This is a genomic window from Amycolatopsis kentuckyensis (assembly GCF_002155975.1).
Classification (GTDB): Bacteria; Actinomycetota; Actinomycetes; order Mycobacteriales; family Pseudonocardiaceae; genus Amycolatopsis; species Amycolatopsis kentuckyensis.
In genome coordinates this window covers 1-1432 of record NZ_MUMI01000703.1, presented here as the reverse complement: position 1 = coordinate 1432, position 1432 = coordinate 1, and the positions used below count along the sequence as shown (strand labels likewise).

Sequence of the window (1432 nt, the reverse complement as noted above, 5' to 3'; positions counted from 1 at the left end):
CCGCCATGGCGGAGACCGAGGTCAACACGCGCTGGCAGGCGGAGATGGCGGAGTTCTTCACCGGCCTCGACGGTGGCCCGCCCGATGAGGGCTTCCAGCTCCTGACCGAGGTCTTCCACCTCGAACCCCCAACCGTCGCGGAAGGACAGTGATCGCCGTGGGCGACTTGACGGCCGTGAAGCAGGCCTTGCGGGCGCAGCGCATCGAGACGCCGTCGTGGGCGTACGCGAACTCGGGCACCCGGTTCAAGGTGTTCCCGCAACCCGGTGTCCCGCGGACGCCGGAGGAGAAGATCGCCGACGCGGCGACCGTGCACAAGTTCACCGGCGTCGCGCCGAGTGTCGCGCTGCACATCCCGTGGGACAAGGTCGGCGACTACGCCGCCTTGACCGCGTACGCGCGGGACCTCGGTGTCGAGATCGGCGCGATCAACACCAACGTCTTCCAGGACGAGGACTACAAGCTCGGTTCGGTGACCAACCCCGACGCCGGGATCCGCCGCAAAGCGACGGATCACCTCCTGGAAGCCATCGACATCATGGACGCGACGGGGTCGCGGGACCTGAAGCTGTGGTTCTCCGACGGGATCAACTACCCGGGCCAGGACGACATCCGCGACCGGCAGGACCGGCTGGCGGCGGCGCTGCGCGAGACGTACGACCGGCTCGGCGACCACCAGCGGATGCTGCTGGAGTACAAGCTGTTCGAGCCCGCGTTCTACGCGACCGACGTCCCGGACTGGGGCACGTCCTACGCCCACTGCATCGAGCTGGGGGAGCGGGCCACGGTCTGCATCGACACCGGCCACCACGCGCCGGGGACGAACATCGAGTTCATCGTGGCGTTCCTGCTGCGCGCAAGGAAGCTGGGCGCGTTCGACTTCAACTCCCGCTTCTACGCCGACGACGACCTGATGGTCGGGGCGGCGGACCCGTTCCAGCTGTTCCGGATCATGTACGAGATCGTCCGCGCCGACGCCCTCGATCCGGCGTACGGGATCGCGTTCATGCTCGACCAGTGCCACAACATCGAGGCGAAGATCCCGGCGATCATCCGGTCGGTGATGAACGTCCAGGAAGCGACCGCGAAGGCGCTGCTGGTCGACCGTGCCGCGTTGCGCGCGGCCCAGCAGGCGGGTGACGTGCTCGGCGCGAACGCCGTGCTGATGGATGCCTACAACACCGACGTCCGGCCGCTGCTGGCCGAGCTGCGTACGGAGGCCGGGCTCGACCCGGACCCGATCGCCGCCTACCACCGCAGCGGGTACCAGGAAAAGATCGTGGCCGAGCGGGCCGGCGGCACGCAGGCCGGATGGGGAGCATGACGATGACCGTGCCGGAGCAGCTCATCGCGCGCAGCAACGCGCTCGGGGCCGACCCGCGCAACACGAACTACGCCGGTGGCAACACCTCCGCCAAGGGGGCGGTGACCG

General features: G+C 68.8%; 2 protein-coding genes. Both read left to right on the top strand.

What is annotated here, in order from left to right; all coding sequences use genetic code 11:
- The first annotated feature begins 5 nt into the window (after window positions 1–5).
- The gene (locus CCN39_RS52370) at window positions 6–152 is read left to right on the top strand and encodes an L-rhamnose mutarotase (protein WP_434781165.1); all 147 of its coding nucleotides are present in this window, start codon (window positions 6–8) and stop codon (window positions 150–152) included.
- The gene (rhaI, locus tag CCN39_RS46025) at window positions 149–1324 is read left to right on the top strand and encodes an L-rhamnose isomerase (protein WP_086853293.1); all 1176 of its coding nucleotides are present in this window, start codon (window positions 149–151) and stop codon (window positions 1322–1324) included. Before CCN39_RS52370 ends, rhaI begins: the two co-directional genes overlap by 4 nt.
- The last annotated feature ends 108 nt before the right edge of the window (window positions 1325–1432 follow it).